The following is a 15,021-nucleotide window of genomic DNA, read 5'->3' as shown; positions in this document are numbered from 1 at the left end:
ATTATACCCTTTTGTGCCCCCTGCCGAGCAAGGTTAACTAGCCCCCGGCACTTAACTGGAGAGAATAAAATGCCTAACGCAGTAATGTTAGATGCTAAAAGCCTTGGACCCCAGATTGATTTAAGCGCTATCCGTGACGCGGTTACGCATCTTGAAGTATTTGATCAAAGCACCACCCAACAGGCAAAAGAACGCCTGGCCAATGCTGAAATCGCGCTGGTTAATAAAGTAGTGCTAGATGCTGAAACCTTAAAACAGCTGCCGTCACTGCGCTTGATTTGTGTGATGGCCACTGGACTTAACAATATCGACCTTGAGGCGGCTAAAGCACAAAAGATCAGCGTTAAGAATGTAACGGCGTATGGCACGGCCAGTGTGTCCCAGCATACGCTGATGTTGATGCTGGCCCTGGCTAACCGGCTTCCGAAATATCAGCAGGAGGTAGCAAATGGCGCCTGGCAGCGCAGCGACTTTTTCTGCCTTCAGGACCACCCCACTCTGCAGCTGGCAGGCAAACGCCTGGTGATGGTTGGCCAGGGCGAACTGGGTACGGAAGTCGCACGTTTGGCAGAAGCGTTTGGCATGCAGGTAAGCTTTGCAGCACGTCCTGGCAATGAGGCAAATGATTCACGCCCTTCACTGGATGATTTACTGCCCGAGGCGGATATCATCAGCCTACACTGCCCGCTAAATGCCGATACGCAGCACCTAATTGATCAAAAGCGCTTAGCAGTGGCTAAACCGTCACTACTACTGGTTAACTGCGCTCGTGGCGGTATTATCGATGAAGTGGCTGCCCTTGAAGCATTACGTCAAGGCAGCATTGGCGGATTAGCCGTTGATGTGCTGCCCGTAGAGCCGCCGAGAGAGGGGCATCCACTATTGGACGCGTTAGAAGAGCCTCTTAACCTGATCGTGACGCCGCATAACGCATGGATAACGCCGGAAGCGCGACAAAATATTATCGCGCTTACGGCGGAGAACATTACTCAGTGGAAGCGTGGCGAGTAATCGTGAAATGGTTAATTAATGCATTGAGAAGTGCTCAGGCACTGAACTAGCGTCCACTGCCTCGCATTCAATATGGGTTACCCGCGCTTGCGCGGGCCCCTTCCAAAGCCACTCACTAAGCGCTTTAACCTTTTCGCTATCGCCACACATGAGCACCTCAACCCGACCGTCGGCCAGGTTTTTGGCATGGCCGGTTATCTTGGACTGCAACGCCTGTTCCTGGGTGGCGTAGCGATAGCCAACACCTTGTACTTTTCCTGAAACAAACGCGCGCAGGCAACAGGCTTTCATCACCGTTCACCGGTATCTTGTACGTGGTCTTTGTGGACATGGTCTTTGTGAACATGGTCTTTGTGGACATGGTCTTTGTGAACATGGTCTTTGTGAACGTGGCCTTTAGGCTCTAGCGGCTCAACGCCCAGCAGCTCGTGCTTAACCAGCACCGCACTATTGCGCGGAATCAGCTTTCTGCCCCGACGTAGTAAAAGAGAACGCGTAAACGCAGCACCGAATAATAAAATAAGCGACGAGTAATAAACCCATAGCAATACCATTACGACTGAGCCGGCGGCTCCATAGGTCGACGCCGTCGCGGTATACGCTAGATAAATCGCGATTAGCGTGCGGCCAATGGTAAATAAAACGGCAGTAACCACGGCGCCAATAAATACATCCTGCCATCCCAAGACCACATCAGGTAACACTTTGAAAATGGTCGCAAAGAGTAACGTCACTACCGCTAAAGAGATCAGTGATTCCACAATAGTGGTCAGATAACCGGCTAGCGGAAAAATATCGTTTGCGGCTTGCAGCATACCGCGTACCACTACGCCTAGAACCAACGAAACCAGTAAAATAAAACCGATTGAAAGAACCACGGTGAGCGATAGAAGCCTGGTTTTGACGAATATAAACATGCTATTGCTGGTAGGTTTCGCCGTCACCCCCCAGATAGTGTTTAGAGAAAACTGCATTTGTGCAAACACCGTGGTAGCACCGACTAAAAGCGCACCAAACCCCAATAGCGTTGGCAGTAAACCCGATTCTTCAATCCGCGACTGGGCTACGGCACCCTCAATTGCTGACGCTACATCCGTTCCTAAAGAGCCTTGCAACTGGGCGACAATTTGCCCTTGAGCAGCATCTTCACCCAACACTATGCCGATGACCGTCACGGCAATAATAATCGTAGGGGCCAAAGAAAAAAGTGTATAAAAGGCCAATGAACCTGCGTAGCTAAACGCATTACGCTCAAGCCATAGGGCTACAGCATCCTGTACTACCTTCCACCAAAAGATGAGGGTGCTTTTAATCATATTCATTCCCTTGAGCAATTTAATAGTTACTTTATGCGTAATAGTTTATCAGCATAGCGAATGCTGGCGCAGCGCGCAGTATTGATCACATTGCACGCTATAATCTTGCCCTCCATAATGGTCTTCTTATCAACCAAACGTTCAAGGAAGCAACATGGCCCCTGCCGCAACAAGCTCTAAGCCTGCTTACGCCTTCGATTGTTTGGTATTTATTGGTCGTTTTCAGCCTCCCCATCTGGGCCATTTAGCGATTATTCGCGAAGCATTAAAGCAGGCACGTCAGGTTATTGTACTGGTTGGCTCTGCTTGGCAGGCGCGTTCGCTGCGTAATCCATGGAGCTTTGATGAGCGTCAAACAATGATCCGTTCAGGATTTGATGACGCCGATAATCAGCGCTTGGAAATAAGCCCCTTGCTTGATGCGCTGTATAACGACGATGTATGGGTAAGGGATGTTCAGAGAAAAGTACGTGACCTAGCGGCTCCGGCCAATGCACGGCTGCCGCGAATCGGCTTGATTGGCGCAAGCCGAGGTCAATCAAGCTATTACCTTTCGCTCTTTCCCCAGTGGGAATCGGTGAGTGTACCGCTGGTTGAAGGCATTTCCGCAAGCCAAATCCGTGAACGGCTGTTCCGATCGCCCGGCTCCACCGGCGATTACCTAACCACGGGGGCTTACCACGACCTGCCGCCTGGAGTAGTGAATAGCGTCAGTGAGTTTTGCCAGGGAGAGGCTTACTATCAGCTACTAGAAGAGCAGCAATTGCTCGATCAGTATCGCCAAGCCTGGGCGCAAGCCCCCTATCCGCCTATTTTCGTCACTGTTAATGCCGTTGTGGTGCAATCAGGCCATGTGCTTTTAGTGCGCCGCACAGCGGCACCCGGCAAAGGTCTTCTCGCCTTACCTGGAGGGTTTATCAACCCCCATGAGCGGTTGCTGGATGCCTGTATGCGTGAACTTAGGGAACGGCTGCGCCTTAAAGTCCCCGAGCCCGTGCTGAAAGGTTCGCTGCGCGGGCAGCGTCTGTTTGACGAGCCACACCGCAGCTGGCGTGGCCGCACGCTGGCTGAAGCCTTTTACTTTGCGCTACGCCCAGACCAACAGCTGCCCCGCTTAAAACCTGTTAAAGGCGGCGACCATGCGCGCTGGGTCGCCTTGGCGGATTTAGAACCGGATAGCCTGTTTGAAGATCACTTCTTTATTATTCAGAATTTTCTTGGCTTGCCCGCGGATTTTAGCGCTCGGCCCTAATTCAGGCCCTAGCCGTTACGCCTGTAGAAAATCACGCGGTAGCTTCATCATCTGTCGCCAGAGCTTTTCGACGCCGGGCTTGTGAACAAGTGAGCAGCGATAAAGTCGGATCTCAAGCGGAATATCCCAGCTTTCATCGCCCGCTCTTACTAAACGGCCGCTTTTGAGCTCTTCACGTATACAGAAATCAGGAATCCAGGCAGCGCCAATGCCTTGAAGTACCATGCCCTTTAGCCCTTCTGCCATGGCTGTTTCATAAACTGTGCGCAATCTCATACGCAGTGGATCATTTTTCAGCAACATGCGCACACTTCGCCCCAAAAAAGCCCCTTGGGTATAAGCCAGATAGGGAATGGACGCATCACTGTGTAGCGAAAAGCAGGGCTTGCCCGTTTCATCCGGCAGTGAAACAGGTAGCATATTGACCTTGCCTATCGAAAATGACGGAAAAACTTCCGCATCCAGCTGCATGGTGGCAAAGGGGTCGTAATACGCCAGCATCAGGTCGCAGTTGCCTTCACGCAGCACATGAATAGCCTCCCCGACGTTCATGGCGACCAAGCGTGTGGGAAGCTCGCCCAGGCCTTTTTGAAGACGCGAGATCCAGGGAGGAAAAAAGCTGAGTGCCAATGAATGGGCCGCTACGATATCAAGCGCCTCATTGGCGATGGATAACCCCCGCAGATGGCTCAGAGACTCATTAAGTTGCTCAACTAGATTACGTGCGGTAACTAGGAATAACTGCCCTTCAGACGTGAGTCCTACCGGCGTAGTAGAACGATCAACCAGAGTAACGCCAATAGCCTGTTCCAACGCACGAATACGTCGGCTAAAGGCAGGTTGAGTGACATGCCGCTGACGTGCAGAAGCAGAAAAACTGCGTGTATTGGCCAGCGCGACAAAATCTTCTAACCATTTTGTTTCAAGATTCACCCAACACTCCTTTGCCCATCAAACATTTTGTAATTTGACCATTTACAGCGCCAACTACTGAACGGGTGACATTAGATAAGCCGCTCTTGAAACCACTTTTTTCCATAACGGACGCTGCTGTACTTCATCTATTGTGACACGCCGGCACTGGGCTAAATCCTGCTCCAGCATGGTGTGTACTTTCTCAGCAAATTCCGGGTTAGGAATAAAAGCAGTAATTTCGAAATTTAACCGAAACGAGCGGTTATCTAAGTTTACTGTACCCACGGTTGCTGCATCATTGTCGATAAGAATTACTTTTTGATGTAAAAAACCTGGAAGATAACGGTATATTTTAACACCTGCTTTTAACATGTCCGGTAAAAATGCAAAGGCTGAGAGAAACACAAGTAGATGGTCTGGGCGCTCGGGAATCATAACGCGTACATCTATACCGCGCATGGCCGCAAGGCGTAGCGCATCCTGTACGCCCTGGTCAGGGACAAAATAGGGGCTGGTAACCCACAGCCGATGCGTGGCGCTATGAATTAACTGCTGAATTAACAGGCTTGCTGTGTCTTGCCTGTCTGCAGGCCCTGAAGGAACAATAACTACGTGCTGATCATGATCAGGGTGGCTTTCCGCCTGCCAGTTTAAACTGGCTACCTCGCCTGTTGCCCAGTGCCAATCTTCCCAGAAAGCTTCCTGCAAGCCTAATACACTGGGCCCTTCCAGCATTAAATGTGTATCGCGCCAAGGCCCATGGCGTGGATGCTGGCCAAGGTACTCTATGCCGACATTGAACCCACCTAACCATCCACGCTTACCGTCTACAACGGCAACCTTACGGTGATTGCGGAAATTTAGCTGAAAGCGATGCTTAAAGCCTCTGGATGAACGAAAAGCGCTAACCTCTACTCCCTCAACGGATAAATCTTTAAGGTAACCTTCGCCCAGCTTACGGCTACCGATTTCATCGTAAAGAAAATACACCCGCACACCGCGGCGAGCGGCGTCAACAAGATGCTTCTGCAGGCGACGTCCCAGCGCATCGTCGCGGACAATAAAAAACTGCAGCAATAAGTAGTGCTCTGCCCTGTCGATCCCTTCAAACAGGCTGTCAAAGGTAGCATCACCATCAATCAGCAATGTGGCGTTATTGCCCCGTGTTAGCGGCATCATTGCTAACTGCTCAACGGCTTGAGTATCCGAGTTGGTAGGCGGCGCTAAAAAAGGTAACGCGCTTTCTTGATAGCGGGCCAATACACGCCTAAGGACGGTATCGCGTTCGCCACGGGCCATGACATAGCCATAAAAACGCGGACGCCCAAAAAACCAGTACGCCGGCAGCGCTACATAGGGAAAGGTAAGCAGAGAGATAATCCAGGCTACAGCGCCTTGCGATGTCCGACTCGACATTAACGCCATCACGGCCGATACAATCCCTAACAGGTGTATCAGCATAATGCCTGTCCCTAGCAGCCAAGAGGCCATACCCACTACTCCCTAAACGTATCGGTATATCTATCAAACGCGTTTTGGTTATTTGAGGTTTATGTACAAAAGCCCCGTATGAACGGGGCTCCTGTGAATTAATAACCAATCACAGCACAGACTGCGTTATGCGGTTTGAGCAATAATCTCCTTCCACTTGGCAGGCCCGGTCTGATGAACGGAGGTACCCAGGCTGTCTACAGCAACCGTTACGGGCATATCTTCGACTTCAAACTCGTAGATAGCTTCCATGCCTAAATCTTCAAATCCCACCACGCGGGATTTCTTGATAGCTTGGGCCACTAAGTACGCCGAACCACCTACTGCCATTAGATAAACCGCTTCGTTATCACGAATAGCGTTGATCGCTTCCAGGCCACGTTCAGCCTTGCCTACCATGCCTAAAAGCCCTGTCTCTTCGAGCATGGTACGGGTGAACTTATCCATCCGGGTTGCCGTGGTCGGGCCAGCAGGACCCACAACTTCGTCACCAATCGGATCAACCGGGCCAACGTAGTAAATAAACCGACCTTTCATATCGACGGGCAGCGGCTCACCTTTAGCGATCATATCGACCATGCGCTTATGGGCAGCATCACGTCCTGTCAGCAGCTTGCCGTTAAGCAGAAGCGTGTCGCCCGGCTGCCAGGTTTTAACCTCTTCAGGCGTGACGGTATCCAGATTCACGCGCTTGACGTTAGCCCCCGCTTCACGGGTGATTTCCGGCCAATCTTCCAATTTAGGTGGCGTTAATGCTGCCGGGCCTGAACCGTCAAGCGTAAAATGCGCATGGCGAGTGGCGGCACAGTTGGGAATGATCGCGACCGGTTTGTTCGCGGCGTGGGTGGGATAATCTTTTACCTTGATATCCAATACCGTGGTAAGCCCGCCCAAGCCCTGTGCACCAATGCCGCTTTTGTTGACCTTATCAAACAGCTCAAGACGCAGCTCTTCTGCCCGATTGCTCGGACCACGTGCCTGTAGATCCAGGATATCGATAGGATCCAGCAGCGCCTCTTTGGCGAGTAGCATGGCTTTCTCAGCCGTGCCGCCAATACCAATACCCAACATACCCGGCGGGCACCAGCCTGCGCCCATTTTGGGAAGCTGCTCCATGACCCAGTCAACGACACTATCGGAGGGATTCAGCATGGCGAATTTGGACTTCGCCTCACTGCCACCGCCTTTTGCCGCGACGTGAATATCAACCTTATCACCAGGCACCAGCGTGTGGTGGATAATAGCGGGCGTATTATCTTTAGTGTTCTGACGCTTGCCGTCAGGATCCGCCAGTACAGACGCGCGCAGCACGTTATCCGGCAATAGGTAAGCCCGGCGAACGCCTTCATTGACCATGTCGTCCAGGCTCATATCCGCGTCCCAGGTAACGTTCATACCCACATGAACGAACACAGTCACGATTCCCGTATCCTGGCAGATAGGCCGATGGCCGGTGGCGCACATTCTCGAATTAATCAAAATCTGCGCGATAGCATCTTTTGCGGCCGGGTTTTGTTCCCGTTGATAAGCCGCATCCATCGCGTCAATGAAATCTTTAGGATGATAGTAAGAGATATACTGAAGAGCATCGGCAACGCTTTGAATAACGTCGTCCTGGCGAATCACGGTCATGGAGTAACAGCTCCTTGGTTTTCGTCTTTTCTACGGCTTTTTTTAACATGCATGGGAATAGCCGCTTAAGCGTGCAAGGAGTATACCGTATTGACCCGCAAGCGGCAGCCTCTACCGTGCGTAATGACAGCTGCAATATATGTTTTAGTGAGATGTAAGCAGCCCTAAAAGATAACGGTATAATTATTTATTTAACGTATGGCTGGCAGCTGGGACAACGATACAAGCGCCGAGAACCGACCATCGTACGTTCAATAACATCGCCACAGCGATGGCAAGAGAGCCCAGCACGATCAAATACCGCAAACCGCCACTGGCGGCGCGACTCACCTGAAGCAACGGCCTGCTCAATCCACGCCTGAGTATTAGTCACTCCGGCTAGTTGGTAAGCCTGGCGAGTAATATCCACGATCAACTCTGCCAGCTGCATTTGCTGGGCGCTGGTTAAATCGGCTGGCCGGTGTTTGGGGTGAAGTTGCGCGAAAAACAAAATTTCCGAGCGCAGATAGTTACCCAACCCAGCCACGAGACCTTGATCTAACAGCAGCGACCCTAGGCCACGCTGGTAGAATTGCTTCATGGTTAAACGCGCCAGCACATGTTCGGGCGTTACCTGCTGGCTTAACAGGTCAGGCCCTAAACGTGCCAGGAAAGGATGTGTTTCCAGCTCGCTTTCCTGCCATAGGGAAATATCCGATGCACTATACAGGCTGGCCACCCTGCCCTCGGTTTCCAGGCGTGCTCTTAAAGAACGCTTGGTGGTAGGTGGCTCATCGACGCGATGAAGTTTCCATACTCCGTACAGCTGATTATGGGAATACAGCACCTGCTGATTAGCAAAGCGGATCAGCATGGCTTTGCCCCGTGTATCCACGGCAGTCACTTGAGTACCTATCAACAAATCAACCTGCTTGGCAAGTTCGGGAAAGGCAAACCAGGCATCATCAATCATCCGGCCGCCAATCTGCTTTTCAATCCGGTCGGCTGCCCGACGTATTTCCGGTCCTTCCGGCATAACCTACCCTAGCGCCAGCTGTTTTTCTTTCATTTGATGCACTTGGTCGCGCAGGCGCGCCGCCTCTTCGAACTCCAGGTTCTGGGCAGCTTCGAACATGGCATCCTCCAGCTTGCTGATAGCGGCTAGCAAATCATGCGGGCCCATATTGGCGATATCATACTGGCCTTCGCCCTCGGCCACCTTGCGCTCAGCGCCACGCTTACGGCTGTTCTTTTTACCTGGCGTTTGCGCAGCTTCAAGTATATCCGCTACGGAGCGGGTAACGGTTGTTGGCGTAATACCGTGCTTTTCATTATGCGCTTTCTGTTTGGCCCGACGACTCTCGGTCACATCAATGGCTTTACGCATTGAATCGGTAATACGATCCCCGTATAAAATAGCCTTGCCGTGAGCATTACGCGCAGCTCGACCGATAGTCTGAATCAGTGAGCGTTCAGCACGCAAAAAGCCTTCTTTATCCGCATCAAGAATGGCAACCAGCGACACCTCGGGGATATCAAGCCCCTCACGAAGCAGGTTAATCCCCACCAGCACATCAAATTTGCCTAAGCGGAGATCGCGAATGATTTCCACCCGCTCGACCGTATCGATATCGGAGTGCAAATAACGGACACGCACACCATGCTCGTCAAAATATTCGGTTAAATCCTCGGCCATGCGCTTGGTCAGCGTGGTCACCAGTACGCGCTCGCCTACTGCGGTACGCAACCCAATCTCGGAGAGTAGATCATCCACCTGGGTGCTGGCGGGGCGTACTTCGATTTCAGGGTCCAGAAGCCCCGTCGGGCGTACTACCTGCTCGACAACCTGGCTTGCATGTTCAGCCTCATATTTACCCGGTGTCGCCGAGACAAAGATTGCCTGAGGTACAATCGACTCCCACTCTTCAAACTTCATGGGTCGGTTATCCAGCGCCGAGGGCAACCGAAAACCGTACTCCACCAGCGTCTCTTTACGCGAACGGTCGCCTTTATACATACCGCCTACTTGCGGCACGCTGACGTGAGACTCATCAATAAACAGCAGCGCATCGTCAGGCAGGTAGTCAAAAAACGTGGGCGGCGGCTCACCTGGCGCCCGGCCAGATAAATAGCGCGAGTAGTTCTCGATCCCGTTGCAGTAACCCAGCTCAAGCATCATTTCGATATCATAGAGCGTACGCTGCTCGAGGCGCTGCGCTTCTACCAGACGCTCGTGCTTGCGCATCCAGTCAAGGCGCTCTTTCAATTCAGCCTTGATCGAGTCGATTGCCCCCATAATGGTCTCGCGGGGGGTAACATAGTGCGATTTAGGATAAATCGTCATACGCGGTACCTGACCCCGTATATCCCCGGTTAACGGATCGAACAGGCGAATAGTGTCGATCTCGTTATCAAACAGCTCAACACGCACCGCTTCTTCATCAGAATCGGCCGGAAAGATATCAATTACATCGCCACGTACACGGTAGGTACCGCGCCGAAAATCCATATCGTTGCGGGTATATTGAAGCTCCGCCAAGCGGCGCAGAAAGGCTCGCTGATCGATTAACTCGCCGCGGGTAAAGTGCAGTCGCATCTTTAAATACTGGTCGGGATCACCCAACCCGTAAATTGCCGAAACGGATACCACAATGAGCGCGTCACGACGCTCAAGCAGCGCTTTAGTGGCCGAAAGGCGCATCTGCTCAATGTGATCATTGATAGAGGCATCTTTTTCGATAAACGTATCGGATGACGGCACATAGGCCTCAGGCTGATAGTAATCGTAATAAGATACGAAATACTCAACGGCGTTATCGGGAAAGAAGGCCTTGAACTCCCCATAAAGCTGCGCCGCTAGCGTTTTATTGGGCGCCATCACGATAGTCGGGCGCTGAAGTTGTTGCACTATGTTCGCCATAGTGAACGTTTTGCCCGACCCGGTTACCCCCAGTAGCGTTTGATGGGCAAGACCTGACTCCAGGCCGCCGACCAACTCTTTAATGGCGTTTGGCTGATCACCGGCAGGCTTAAATTTCGACTGCAACCGAAACTCTTTGCTCATCGTCGCTCCTAACTGGGAAATTAAACCGTTTGCGTGGTGATATCGATTGTTGACTGAGTCATCAGCCGCTGAATAGGACAGCGATGGCTGATATCCTCGAGCCTGGCCCGCTGCTCCGGGTCAGTAATACCATGCAGCGTTAGCACCACATTCAATTTGTACGTGCCTTTGGCTTCCTGGCTATCATCCCGCTGAACCGTTACGGTAATCGCTGTAAGCGGCCACTGCTTACGCTTGGCATACATTTGCACCGTAATCGCCTTACAGGTGCCCAGGGCGATATCAAAATAGTCGTGCGGGTCTGGCGCGCTGCCTTCACCACCGACCACTTCGGGAACATCGGCATATAAGGCTTCCAGGCTATCGACTTCAACTCGTTGCCGAAACGCGTGGTTACGCTGACTGATTACCGTAATAGGCGGATGCATCAGGATACTTTCACTCCTAGTTTCAACTTCTCGACGGCGTTGATTAGCGCCTCACGTTTAACGCGGCCATCCACGTCTGCCCCATGGCGACCGACTTCTGCACTATCGACACCATCCAGCATCATCAACGCCGTGGTAATCTTGTTGACCTGTTCGGCATCTTTTACGCCTTGAAATGTTAGTGATTGCTGTGCCATGACGTTATCTTCCTCATTTATTCCTATGCAAAACTGATACAGAAGAAAGAGTCTAGCACGCTAATGACACCTTGCAATTAGCGTCTTTTGCCCACAGGTTGAGAGGCTTAGCGTCCTTACCACCCTTTTAACTATCAGCTACCTTCAAACCAGGAGTTTATATGGCAACGGTTATCCCCTCCACTACGATCACCGACAACGTGCGCCTGAGCCACCTGGCAGCACTGGATGTAAAAGGGGCAGATGCTGAAAAATTCCTACAGGGCCAAACAAGCGCTCAGGTGAGTTTAGCCGATGGCGAGTTTGCGCCACTTACCTGCTTTTGCACACCTAAAGGCAGAATGCTGGCTAATGGGCAGCTTCTTCGCCTCAATGCCGAACACTTCAGATTGATACTCAGCACGTCGCTGGTCGCCTCGCTGGCGGCCCATTTAAACAAGTTCGCCGCGTTCTACCGCGCCGAACTGGTACATAACACTGAGGTTACATTTATTGGCGCCAGCGACAATGCAAGCTCGTTAGCAACTTCTCTGAATGTAACGCTTCCCGAGAAACCCTTCGCTCAGAGTGTAAACAACCTTACAAGCGTTATCCGTGTGCCTGGGGAAATGCCCCGCTGGCTATTTTGTGTATCAGATGCGTCTTCTCTAAGCGTGGTCGACGATGAACCGCAAAAGGCGGCTTGGCAGCTTGAAGATATCCGCAGCGGAATCGCCTGGCTGACAGAAGCTCAACAGGATCACTTTTTACCCCAGATGCTTAACTGGGAGGCACTAGGCGGGGTGAGTTTTAAGAAAGGCTGTTATACCGGTCAAGAAGTAGTTGCCCGAGCGCACTTTCGTGGACAAGTTAAAAAGCGCTTGGTTCACGCTGAGCTCAAGGCAAATACATTGCCGGACGTCGGCGCCAGCATTACCAACGAAGTAGATAAAGCCTTGGGCGAAGTAGTGACAAGCGTTAGAAAAGATAATGACAGCGTGGAATTACTCGCCGTCATGAGTACCAAAGCAGTCGAAGAAGCGATGTCGCTTTATTGGGAAGGTAGCACCGTCACCCTGTTGCCGTTGCCTTACCCTCTTGAACGGCTTGACCCTGAACAACAAGCGGCGTCAATCAAGAGCTGAACCAATATCAGTCGATGGCGAGTTTAAACAAGCGAGCGGCATTCGCAGTACTGCATGCCGCTATTTGCTGCTCAGTCTGACCACGCAGATCTGCCACAATGCGACACACCTGAGCCACACGCTTGGGTTCATTACGCGCGCCCTGATGGCCACTTAACGGCATATCGGGGCTATCTGTTTCTAACACAAAACCATCGTCGGGCAGCGCAGCAACCATTCGCTGTAACCGCTGGGCGCGCTCATAGGTAACCGCACCGCCCAGGCCTAACACAAACCCCAGGTCTAAAAACTTGCGGGCCTGCTCAATAGAACCCGAAAAGGCGTGGATGAGCCCTGCCTGGGGAAGCGCCAGCTGGCGCAGACGCTTGCTAACCTTATCATTCGCCTGTACGCAGTGAACGACTACGGGAAGCTTATGCTGCTTGGCCAGATGCAGCTGATCATCAAACAGATCCCACTGTTTATCCCAGGTATCTTTAAAACGCGCATCAATACCGCATTCTCCGATCGCCGATACCCACGGGTTCGCACTTAGCATTCGCTCCAACGCATGAATATCGTCTTCTCGTCGATGCTGATCCATAAAATAGGGATGTAAGCCCAGGCATACGCTGACATCGCTGCGCGTGCCAAGGGCCAACACCTGCGACCAGCATTGCCGCGTGGTCCCGGGAACCACAAAGTGCTCAATCCCAGAAGCATGGGCAGCCGCAAAAACCGCGTCACGATCTTGATCAAAGACGCTGAAATCCATATGACAGTGGGCATCAACAAGCATTGTCAGCGACTCCTTCTTTTGTAGAGATGGAGAGCGTGTAGAGATGGAGAGCGAGCTGCAGATAAGCGTGCGCAAGCCCTTCCCTGGGCTCACCGATATCAGATTTCATTGAGAGCCGCGGAATTAATGCTCGCGAGTAGGCTGGAAACGAATATCCGGCCAGCGCTCTTGGGTCATCTGTAAATTAACCCGCGTAGGTGCAATGTAGGTTAAGTAGCCACCGCCATCAATGGCAAGGTTGGCGCTGGCCTTACGCTTAAACTCTTCCAGCATTTTGGCATCTTCGCAGTATATCCACCGCGCCGTTTGCACATTAACCCCTTCGTACAAACAGTCGACCTTGTACTCTTCCTTCAGCCGGTGGGCAACCACATCAAACTGCAGTGTACCCACTGCGCCAAGAATCAGGTCATTGTTGTCCATGGGCATGAACACCTGCGTGGCGCCCTCTTCCGAGAGCTGCTGCAGACCTTTCTGAAGCGCCTTCATCTTCAAAGGATCTTTTAGGCGTACACGCTTGAAGAGCTCAGGGGCAAAGTGAGGAATACCGGTAAAGCGCATATCCTCACCGACCGTAAAGGTATCGCCGATCTGAATCGTGCCATGGTTATGCAAACCAATGATATCGCCGGGCCAGGCTTCCTCAACATGCGAGCGGTCAGATGCCATAAACGTCAGCGCATCGGCAATCTTGACGTCCTTGCCGATCCGCACGTGGCGCATCTTCATGTTTTTCTCGTACTTGCCGGAGCACACACGCAAAAAGGCGATGCGATCACGGTGATTAGGGTCCATGTTGGCCTGTATTTTAAATACAAACCCGGTAAAGCGTTCGTCCTGCGCAGTTACTTCACGTACGTCGGTGTCATGCGGCTGGGGAGCAGGTGCATACTCTACAAAGCCGTCCAACATTTCACGTACGCCAAAGTTACCCATGGCGGTACCGAAGTAAACCGGTGTGAGTTCGCCCCGACGGTAGGCTTCAAGGTCAAATTCATGCGAAGCACCGCGCACCAGCTCTACCTCCATACGCAGCTCTTCTGCCTGCTCTTCACCGAGTACAGCATCGACTTCTGGGCTATCCAGTCCTTCAATCCGCTTATCTTCGGGAATGCGGCTACCCTGGCCTTGCGTATAGAGGTGAATCACATCGTTATACAGGTGATACACGCCTTTAAAATGGCGCCCCATGCCCACCGGCCATGTCATCGGTGCACATTGGATATTAAGAACAGTCTCGACTTCATCCATGACTTCGATAGGGTCACGAATGTCACGGTCCATCTTGTTGATAAAGGTGAGGATGGGCGTGGTACGAAGGCGGCACACTTCCATCAACTTAACGGTTCGATCTTCGACGCCCTTGGCGCCGTCAATCACCATCAAGGCAGAGTCAACGGCCGTTAAAGTCCGATAGGTATCTTCAGAAAAGTCTTCGTGTCCTGGGGTATCAAGCAAGTTAACGATACGCCCGCCGTAGGGGAACTGCATAACGGAGGTCGTTACCGAGATCCCCCGCTCCTGCTCCATCTTCATCCAGTCAGAAGTCGCGTGGCGGTCGTTACGTTTACTCTTTACCGAGCCGGCCAGCTGGATGGCATTACCAAATAGCAGCATTTTTTCGGTAATCGTCGTCTTACCCGCATCCGGGTGCGAAATGATTGCAAAGGTGCGTCTAAGCCCCGCCTCGTAGGCTAACTGGGTATCTTTCATCTTGCCTCTATAGAAATTTGTACTCAGCTGCGTACTTACGCTTCGTAAGGAAGCCTTAAGCAACTCAAACTGAGGTTTGCATAATTGGGCGAGATTGTACCGTTAGGAGGGAGCAGGTGCC

14 protein-coding genes are annotated in these 15,021 nt (G+C 52.0%); 3 read left to right on the top strand and 11 right to left on the bottom strand.

Annotated elements, in window-relative coordinates; translation table 11 throughout:
- The first annotated feature begins 69 nt into the window (after positions 1 to 69).
- The gene (locus ACT3R7_RS05280; protein ID WP_192538669.1) at positions 70 to 1,011 is read left to right on the top strand and encodes a D-2-hydroxyacid dehydrogenase; all 942 of its coding nucleotides are present in this window, start codon (positions 70 to 72) and stop codon (positions 1,009 to 1,011) included.
- Between the two features lie 15 nt (positions 1,012 to 1,026).
- Here the strand turns inward: ACT3R7_RS05280 and yccX are convergent, their stop codons facing one another.
- Positions 1,027 to 1,302, bottom strand: coding sequence for an acylphosphatase (gene yccX, locus ACT3R7_RS05275; RefSeq protein ID WP_192538670.1), 276 nt, complete (start codon positions 1,300 to 1,302; stop codon positions 1,027 to 1,029).
- Entirely contained in the window at positions 1,302 to 2,327 is a 1,026-nt protein-coding gene (locus ACT3R7_RS05270; RefSeq protein ID WP_417419933.1) for a YhjD/YihY/BrkB family envelope integrity protein, read from the bottom strand. The genes yccX and ACT3R7_RS05270 overlap by 1 nt, the downstream gene beginning before the upstream one ends.
- A 154-nt stretch (positions 2,328 to 2,481) precedes the next feature.
- Here ACT3R7_RS05270 and ACT3R7_RS05265 point away from each other — a divergent pair, with 154 nt between their 5' ends.
- Complete coding sequence (locus ACT3R7_RS05265; RefSeq protein ID WP_192538672.1) at positions 2,482 to 3,579, top strand: bifunctional nicotinamide-nucleotide adenylyltransferase/Nudix hydroxylase; 1,098 nt, start codon at positions 2,482 to 2,484, stop codon at positions 3,577 to 3,579.
- Positions 3,580 to 3,594: 15 nt separating this feature from the next.
- Here ACT3R7_RS05265 and ACT3R7_RS05260 read toward each other — a convergent pair whose 3' ends face one another.
- The 7 genes from ACT3R7_RS05260 to ACT3R7_RS05230 all read right to left on the bottom strand — a co-directional run bounded on the left by ACT3R7_RS05260 (position 3,595) and on the right by ACT3R7_RS05230 (position 11,285).
- Positions 3,595 to 4,512: a LysR substrate-binding domain-containing protein gene (locus ACT3R7_RS05260; RefSeq protein WP_192538673.1), complete on the bottom strand. Its 918-nt coding sequence runs from the start codon at positions 4,510 to 4,512 to the stop codon at positions 3,595 to 3,597.
- Between the two features lie 54 nt (positions 4,513 to 4,566).
- Positions 4,567 to 5,985, bottom strand: coding sequence for a cardiolipin synthase (gene cls, locus ACT3R7_RS05255; protein ID WP_192538674.1), 1,419 nt, complete (start codon positions 5,983 to 5,985; stop codon positions 4,567 to 4,569).
- Positions 5,986 to 6,111: 126 nt separating this feature from the next.
- Positions 6,112 to 7,617 carry a fumarate hydratase gene (locus tag ACT3R7_RS05250; protein ID WP_018916101.1) on the bottom strand — a complete coding sequence of 502 codons (1,506 nt, stop codon included), beginning with the start codon at positions 7,615 to 7,617 and terminating at the stop codon, positions 6,112 to 6,114.
- Positions 7,618 to 7,804: 187 nt separating this feature from the next.
- On the bottom strand, positions 7,805 to 8,632 hold the full coding sequence (nei, locus tag ACT3R7_RS05245) for an endonuclease VIII (RefSeq protein ID WP_192538675.1): 828 nt from the start codon (positions 8,630 to 8,632) through the stop codon (positions 7,805 to 7,807).
- Between the two features lie 3 nt (positions 8,633 to 8,635).
- Positions 8,636 to 10,660, bottom strand: coding sequence for an excinuclease ABC subunit UvrB (uvrB, locus tag ACT3R7_RS05240; RefSeq protein ID WP_192538676.1), 2,025 nt, complete (start codon positions 10,658 to 10,660; stop codon positions 8,636 to 8,638).
- 20 nt (positions 10,661 to 10,680) lie between these two features.
- Positions 10,681 to 11,088, bottom strand: a complete 408-nt coding sequence (locus ACT3R7_RS05235; RefSeq protein ID WP_018916098.1) for an OsmC family protein — start codon at positions 11,086 to 11,088, stop codon at positions 10,681 to 10,683.
- Positions 11,088 to 11,285, bottom strand: coding sequence for a hypothetical protein (locus tag ACT3R7_RS05230; RefSeq protein ID WP_018916097.1), 198 nt, complete (start codon positions 11,283 to 11,285; stop codon positions 11,088 to 11,090). The genes ACT3R7_RS05235 and ACT3R7_RS05230 overlap by 1 nt, the downstream gene beginning before the upstream one ends.
- 161 nt (positions 11,286 to 11,446) lie before the next feature.
- On the opposite strand from ACT3R7_RS05230, the gene ygfZ reads away from it, so the two are divergent.
- Complete coding sequence (gene ygfZ, locus ACT3R7_RS05225; RefSeq protein WP_192538677.1) at positions 11,447 to 12,409, top strand: CAF17-like 4Fe-4S cluster assembly/insertion protein YgfZ; 963 nt, start codon at positions 11,447 to 11,449, stop codon at positions 12,407 to 12,409.
- A gap of 7 nt (positions 12,410 to 12,416) precedes the next feature.
- Here ygfZ and ACT3R7_RS05220 read toward each other — a convergent pair whose 3' ends face one another.
- Both ACT3R7_RS05220 and ACT3R7_RS05215 read right to left on the bottom strand, forming a co-directional pair.
- Positions 12,417 to 13,187, bottom strand: coding sequence for a TatD family hydrolase (locus tag ACT3R7_RS05220; RefSeq protein ID WP_417419932.1), 771 nt, complete (start codon positions 13,185 to 13,187; stop codon positions 12,417 to 12,419).
- Positions 13,188 to 13,310: 123 nt separating this feature from the next.
- Positions 13,311 to 14,900 (bottom strand): peptide chain release factor 3, encoded by a 1,590-nt coding sequence (locus ACT3R7_RS05215; RefSeq protein WP_192538678.1) that lies wholly within the window; start codon positions 14,898 to 14,900, stop codon positions 13,311 to 13,313.
- Positions 14,901 to 15,021 lie beyond the last annotated feature (121 nt).

The sequence above is a fragment of the Halomonas sp. AOP43-A1-21 genome, assembly GCF_052376775.1.
GTDB lineage: Bacteria > Pseudomonadota > Gammaproteobacteria > Pseudomonadales > Halomonadaceae > Vreelandella > Vreelandella colorata.
The sequence above is the reverse complement of the archived record's forward strand: the minus strand, read 5'-3'. Positions and strand labels throughout refer to the sequence as shown.

Coding starts and splice junctions, on each gene's coding strand:
- ACT3R7_RS05280 (WP_192538669.1), top strand. CDS start 70: ATGCCTAACGCAGTAATGTTAGATGCTAAAAGCCTTGGACCCCAGATT.
- yccX (WP_192538670.1), bottom strand. CDS start 1,302: ATGAAAGCCTGTTGCCTGCGCGCGTTTGTTTCAGGAAAAGTACAAGGT.
- ACT3R7_RS05270 (WP_417419933.1), bottom strand. CDS start 2,327: ATGATTAAAAGCACCCTCATCTTTTGGTGGAAGGTAGTACAGGATGCT.
- ACT3R7_RS05265 (WP_192538672.1), top strand. CDS start 2,482: ATGGCCCCTGCCGCAACAAGCTCTAAGCCTGCTTACGCCTTCGATTGT.
- cls (WP_192538674.1), bottom strand. CDS start 5,985: ATGGCCTCTTGGCTGCTAGGGACAGGCATTATGCTGATACACCTGTTA.
- ACT3R7_RS05250 (WP_018916101.1), bottom strand. CDS start 7,617: ATGACCGTGATTCGCCAGGACGACGTTATTCAAAGCGTTGCCGATGCT.
- nei (WP_192538675.1), bottom strand. CDS start 8,632: ATGCCGGAAGGACCGGAAATACGTCGGGCAGCCGACCGGATTGAAAAG.
- uvrB (WP_192538676.1), bottom strand. CDS start 10,660: ATGAGCAAAGAGTTTCGGTTGCAGTCGAAATTTAAGCCTGCCGGTGAT.
- ACT3R7_RS05235 (WP_018916098.1), bottom strand. CDS start 11,088: ATGCATCCGCCTATTACGGTAATCAGTCAGCGTAACCACGCGTTTCGG.
- ACT3R7_RS05230 (WP_018916097.1), bottom strand. CDS start 11,285: ATGGCACAGCAATCACTAACATTTCAAGGCGTAAAAGATGCCGAACAG.
- ygfZ (WP_192538677.1), top strand. CDS start 11,447: ATGGCAACGGTTATCCCCTCCACTACGATCACCGACAACGTGCGCCTG.
- ACT3R7_RS05220 (WP_417419932.1), bottom strand. CDS start 13,187: ATGCTTGTTGATGCCCACTGTCATATGGATTTCAGCGTCTTTGATCAA.
- ACT3R7_RS05215 (WP_192538678.1), bottom strand. CDS start 14,900: ATGAAAGATACCCAGTTAGCCTACGAGGCGGGGCTTAGACGCACCTTT.